Source organism: Segatella cerevisiae (assembly GCF_024054555.1).
GTDB classification, from domain to species: Bacteria; Bacteroidota; Bacteroidia; order Bacteroidales; family Bacteroidaceae; genus Prevotella; species Prevotella cerevisiae.
In genome coordinates this window covers 59,480-65,479 of record NZ_JAMXLY010000015.1, presented here as the reverse complement: position 1 = coordinate 65,479, position 6,000 = coordinate 59,480, and the positions used below count along the sequence as shown (strand labels likewise).

General features: G+C 43.4%; 4 protein-coding genes. All 4 read right to left on the bottom strand.

Going from position 1 to position 6,000, the window contains the following annotated elements; translation table 11 throughout:
* Nucleotides 1-99: 99 nt before the first annotated feature.
* From NG821_RS05660 to NG821_RS05645, 4 genes are read right to left on the bottom strand one after another with little or no spacing between them, the layout of a single operon-like run.
* Nucleotides 100-774 carry a hypothetical protein gene (locus tag NG821_RS05660; RefSeq protein WP_252760688.1) on the bottom strand — a complete coding sequence of 225 codons (675 nt, stop codon included), beginning with the start codon at nucleotides 772-774 and terminating at the stop codon, nucleotides 100-102.
* A 21-nt stretch (nucleotides 775-795) separates the two neighbouring features.
* Complete coding sequence (locus NG821_RS05655; protein WP_252760687.1) at nucleotides 796-2,271, bottom strand: RagB/SusD family nutrient uptake outer membrane protein; 1,476 nt, start codon at nucleotides 2,269-2,271, stop codon at nucleotides 796-798.
* A gap of 13 nt (nucleotides 2,272-2,284) precedes the next feature.
* Entirely contained in the window at nucleotides 2,285-4,909 is a 2,625-nt protein-coding gene (locus NG821_RS05650) for a SusC/RagA family TonB-linked outer membrane protein (RefSeq protein ID WP_317233078.1), read from the bottom strand.
* Nucleotides 4,906-5,730: a carboxypeptidase-like regulatory domain-containing protein gene (locus NG821_RS05645; protein WP_252760685.1), complete on the bottom strand. Its 825-nt coding sequence runs from the start codon at nucleotides 5,728-5,730 to the stop codon at nucleotides 4,906-4,908. The genes NG821_RS05650 and NG821_RS05645 overlap by 4 nt, the downstream gene beginning before the upstream one ends.
* Nucleotides 5,731-6,000: the final 270 nt, after the last annotated feature.

The window sequence follows — 6,000 nt, the reverse complement described above, 5'->3', positions numbered from 1 at the left end:
CATACAGCCCTCGTAGTAATCCTTCAGGACTGACCGTTGCTCTGCTTCCGTGAATTCGTAATATTTTTTCATCTCTTTCCTGGTTTAAATTTAACTTCTTTAAGTCAACTTTTTCCAGGCTAAGACATAAGCCAAAGACTCACCATTATGACTGATATACTTATCGTGAAGTGTCTTGAATTCATCAGGTATGACCAAGATGCCTTTAGAAGTGGCATAGCCGATCAAAGCAAAGGCCATATCTCCTATCAATTGCTTCTTCTCATCTGTCGTCAAGTGTTCGATCTGGCTGTTGACCATCCCAAAAGTGATATGGTTCAACCCATACATCGCATTCTTGGGGACCTGTATGGTATCCTTAACATAGTCACCTGAAGCATCTGTCGTCACATACTGTACCGAATTACTATAGATCTTCGAGGCCAAAAGTAAATGGTAAGGAAGACATTTCTTCAGGAAATCCTCACTCCAAATAGAGAGGCAGTTGTCTTTGATGAACTTCCATGCGTCCCGGATATAAGCCGTGTCTGCTTCATTGGCATAAAAGGGAAGATAAGAAGTAACGTTCCACCTGAAATCATTCTCTGAAAATTTATAAAGTACCTGAGTACCATATTCCTTGAAGAAGTCCTCAAATTCTTTATCATAATCCGAAGTCCCCTGAGGGAAATCAGACTGTTCAGGATCAGATGGAGTAAGGTCGTCATCAGAATTACAAGCGACCATCATCAAGATCAGGATGATCGGCGCGATTATAATCAATATACGTTTCATAGTTGTTCTCATCAATTATTATTAATCTGCTGTACCGTCACGATGTGATGCCAAAGGATTTTGCTGAAGATTGACATTCTCGGACAAAGCCTCATCCGGAATCGGAAGGACATATCCGGGATCACTTGCCTGAAGGGTATAATAAGACTTATTCCCGGAAGCATCGTACCAAGTGTGCCTGATCGACGGCATGCCATAACGGCGCAGATCAAACCATCTCTGGAACTCAAAGCACAGCTCCCGCCTTCTTTCATCACGGCAACGCTGGATCAAGTCAGAAGCCGTCGTCAGCGTCCAAGGCACATAATTGGAAAAGCGGTTGTTCCGCAAAGTATTCAGATCTGCTATGGCCTTCTCACCGTCTTCCGTCACGCCACTCGCATACTTCTCGGCATAAGCCTCAGCCCGGTTAAGATACAATTCTGAAGTCCGCCACGTAAACATTTGCTCTGAAGTACCGTGTTTAGCCATATAATAAGGATAGAAAGAGGATGCGCTCTGCTGTTGGAAATATTTGGTCTTACGCAAATCATTATTCTCATACGAACTCATCAGGTCATCGGAGACGCCCCAAGGCGTGCCTTCCGTTACGATCAAAGAAGCCTTGTTTCCACCTACGAAAATGGTCTCGGGGAATTTATCTGAGATAACCTCATTGGTGGACCGGTACAAATAAGACGGACTAGAAAATGAGTAGTTTTTCAGATCACACAGACCCGGAGCGCCTGCCAGACTTGCCGTGGCATGCTCGATCACCTTGTCCCAGTTTTCCATGAACAAATAGATGCGCGATGCGATCAAGTGGGCCGCAACATAGTTGATCCTATAAAGTCCGACATTATTTGATTTTTCCTGATCCAGCAACGTACAGACCTGTTCAATATCACTTGTGATCTGTGCATAGACTTCTGCCACCGTATTACGTGTGGGACCTTCATCCTTGATCTCGGATTTGGTAATCAATGGCACACCCTGCAGTTTGTCAGGAGTAGTACCTTTGGTATTATAAGGACTGGCATACATATTGACCAAATAGAAATAGTAGAAAGCTCTCAGTGCCAAAGCCTCTCCCAGAGTCTGTTTCTTCTCATCATCGGTGCCCTCCGTGCCGTTGATTGCATCGATCGTCAAGTTACAGACCATTATGGCTTTGTATAAGGACTGGTACCCATTATACATATTCGTGATATCGTTGCCTACCAGCGTGGCGTCCATATCAGGTTGCCAGGTATAGATGCTCTCATAAGCAGTGTTCGTAGTCGTATAGACATAAGACGGGGCTTTGAGTCCATTGACATCATCAGACATGATGTTCGTGATGTTGTCAAATGCGGTAGCTGAAAGATAACCTTCTCCATTCAGCAACTCCTGGTAGGATTCAGCTGTTTTAGGCTCAAACTCATCCTGTGAAGATTCTTGCAGGAAATTACTGCAGGAAGAGCACAACAAACTCACCGCCATACAAGCAATCCCAAAAGAAAATTTATATCGTTTCATATTATACCTGTATCTAAAGATTAAGATTTATTGAAAAAGAATAGGTCTTGACGATTGGCAATGCGACCGTACCCGTAGAAGCAACTTCAGGATCCTGACCTTGCAATTTGGAACTGCAGATGGTGAATGGGTTGGAAACATTGATCGAGCAAGTCAATCCCGTCAATCCCAATTTCCGGATGACCTCAAGCGGGAAAGTATAGGCGAGCGTCAGATTCCTGCATCTGAAGAAATCGCCGGATACAACTCTCTGATCTGAATAGTTATACATATCATAAGAATTAAGCAACCCTGCAGGCGTGTAGATCATATAACCGTTGGTTCCGTTGAATACGATGCCAGGGATATTGGTCGTCGCCTCATCACCCGGTTTCTTCCACCTGTCGAGCATCTCCGTAATCAGGTTGGTCTGTGGTTCCGGCATCGTCATCGTCCCGTCAAAAACATTGTTCAATCTCCGGACACTGCCGAAGGAATAAGCAAACTGGGCCATCAACGTAAACGCTTTAAAGCGTAAGGATGAAGAAATTCCTCCATTGAATTTCGGATCACTGCTGCCACAGTATTTCAGATACGTCGTAGGATCTTTACTCAATGTCACATCAGTTTGAGTCGTAGAACATTTATCGAACATCGCATAACCTGTATTGTGGTCCAGTCCCGTAAATTTCCAAGCGTAAACGGCATTTACCGGTCTGCCGTTGTTATAGGCATTTCCGGCAAGGTAGTCCAAATAGGTGTAGGACTGCTGAGAAGTATTGGAGATATTATTCGTGTTCTTGGAATAATTCGGGGAAATGGTCCAGGTCAGGTCCTTTGAACGAATGGCGACAAAGTCCATACTGATCTCCAATCCAGTATTCTTCAGATTCGCACCATTGCGGTAAGTCGTCGTCGTGCCATATTCACTGGCCACAGGCAGATTGAAGATGATATCCTTACCTTTTCTCAGATAGTAGTCTATCGTACCTCCAATGCGTCCGTTCAACAAGGAGAAATCCATACCGAGGTTAGTGCTGGCCGTTTTTTCCCATCTCAGATTAGGATAGGGCAAACGACTGATACCCAACTGGTAATTGCCGGAGAAACGGTTGATTGTCGGAGAAATGTATTTGACGATTAGATTCGGACCTACATTCGTCGGAATATTCCCTTGCAAGCCATAGGATGCACGCAAACTCAGATCATTCAGGAATGTCCAGTTCCGCAGCCATTTCTCATCGTTGACTTTCCATCTTCCCGACACACTCCATACCGGCAAGACCTTATGATTGGTATACTGTCCGAAACGGTTGGAGGCATCAGCTCTGATATTGCCATTCAGAATGTAGCGGTTCTTATAAGCATACACTAATGTGGCATAGCCGGATATTGTATTATTCCGTGTCTCTGTTCTTGCAGCGGTATGCTTTTGCAAAGACGAGTTGGAAGAAGGATTGACACTGCCTGAAGTCCCCGTATCGTACTCATAGCTGATATTCAACCCACGATCAGGGAAATAGCCCCACTCTACATCGTTGAATCCACTATATTGGGCAGAACGGATTTCGTAACCGCCCATTGCATTGACCACATGCTCACCTTTTTTACCGAAGATCTTAGAATAACTCAATTGTATTCTGCCATCGTAGGTGGTATTGTTGGTCTCATTATAATTCAAGGTACCGCCATGTGGCAGTCTGCTTGATTTCTCTTCTTCACCACCTGCAGGAACACTGCCGTAATCATAACCTCTGATCTGGGCAATATAGTAGGAACGCTCATCAGCCCACTGATAATTCAGGGAATTGGAATAGGCAAGTGCCGCAAGGGTCTCCAATTTCAAGCCGGTCATGATATTATAGTTAAGACCTATACTTCCATTGAATTCCCGTACCTTAGCTTTGTTGCCCGTATGCTGGAGTTCATTGAAGATATTATACTTCAACGGGTAATTGCCGGAGAGACCTGCGATCTGATTGACCTGTGTCGTATAGTACTCGTCAGGAGAAACAGTACGTGAAGTCTGCAATGCATAAGTATAAGGGTTGGTGGTATAGAAACCATCATTGTCCTGATTGGAGAAATTCAGTTTTGTCGAAATCTTCAAAGAATTGCTGAGTGAGGCATCCAAATTACTGGTCAGTGTATACCTCGTGGAGTTATCCCCTTTGGTCGTTCCCTTACTGTTGGTATAGCCCAATGAATTATAATATCTGATATTCTGGCTGCCACCGGAAATACTGGCACTGTAATCCTGATTCAGGGCATTCTGGCATAACAGTTTCAGCCAGTCTGTATTCATCGTCTCATATTTGGCGACCTCATCATTAAACTGATCCAATGTGATCTTCTTATCATATAGATCAAAGAGTGCGCCCTCATATCCGGTGTCATAAGGTACACTGCTGTACAGATAACCATTCTGTACAACTTCCTTGGAAACTTGAATCCTCTGTTTGGAATTCATCAAATTGAACTGTGAGTAATCAGGACGTGAAGTAAAACCGATGGAAGAAGAGAAGTTGACTGAAGGTTTTCCCATCTTTCCTTTCTTCGTCGTAATCACGATTACGCCATTGGCAGCCTGCGTACCGTAGATGGCAGTGGCAGAGGCATCTTTCAAGAAAGTGATCGTTTCAATATCATTAGGATTCACGCCAGAGATAGCATTCCCAAAAGACTCCTGGACGCATTCAGATTCACTTGGTCTGACATATCAGATCCTGAACCCGCAATAATATCATTCAGCACATTGTTCGAGAAATTCACCGGGTCATCATGAATCACACCATCAACGACCCATAATGGGGAAGCATTGCCGAATATCGTAGATGTTCCTCTGACTCTGATCTTAGGAGTTGCATTAGGTGAACCGGAAACATTCTGAACCATCACGCCAGGAATGGCACCCTGAAGCATCTTGTCCAAGGAATTGACATTAGGGATTTTGATGTCATCCATCTTGACGGTAGTCGTGGCACTTGACATCAGCCGCTTGTCTATCGTCTGATAACCGGTCAGCACAACTTCAGGGATGGTGTTCACGTCATCCTCCATTGTAATAACCTGCTTTTTGCCTACCTTGAGGATCCGCGTCATTTTCCTTTTCCCGATAAAAGAAAGGACAGCCTTATAGGTCTTCTTACTGTCTGAAGTCTTCAATAAAAAGTTGCCCATGTCATCTGTCTGGGTGCTCATGATGTTCCCTCCTATCCTGATCAGGACGCCGGGCAGCGGGTCTCCATTTTCATCAACGACCTTTCCACATATCGTATGATCAAGAGTTTCAGATGATGTTTTGCTAATCTGTATGGTCTGTTTATCGATAGAAAACTCCAAAGGCAAGTCGTCCAAAATCTGAGACAGAGCCTCAGGAACAGTCTTATCATGAATCTCTGCACTAATGGTATATGGAGCAACATCAGTTTGGGCAAACTGAATCTTATAGAAATCCGATAACCCTTCTATTTTCTCCAATACGGTGGATAAACTTTCATTCTTGCATTGCAGTGAAATACGCTTATCACTGGTCTGCGCAAAAGAATAAGCAGAAACGAAACATAAACATAAAATTACGAGTAAATTTCGTTTACATTCTCTAAAAAAGTACATCATCTCTCTTCTTTTTATCTTAAATTAACCTGTTTACCTATTGACATGCTGAGTTGTAATTCTCCTTAAAATCTCGTTACAAAATTAAAGAAAAAATAAGGCAAAATATATTTCGATTACATAATTTTATACTTA

What these genes read in the sequence shown, in the direction of transcription:
- NG821_RS05655 (WP_252760687.1), bottom strand. Translation starts at nt 2,271, where the DNA reads ATGAAACGATATAAATTTTCTTTTGGGATTGCTTGTATGGCGGTGAGT.
- NG821_RS05660 (WP_252760688.1), bottom strand. Translation starts at nt 774, where the DNA reads ATGAAACGTATATTGATTATAATCGCGCCGATCATCCTGATCTTGATG.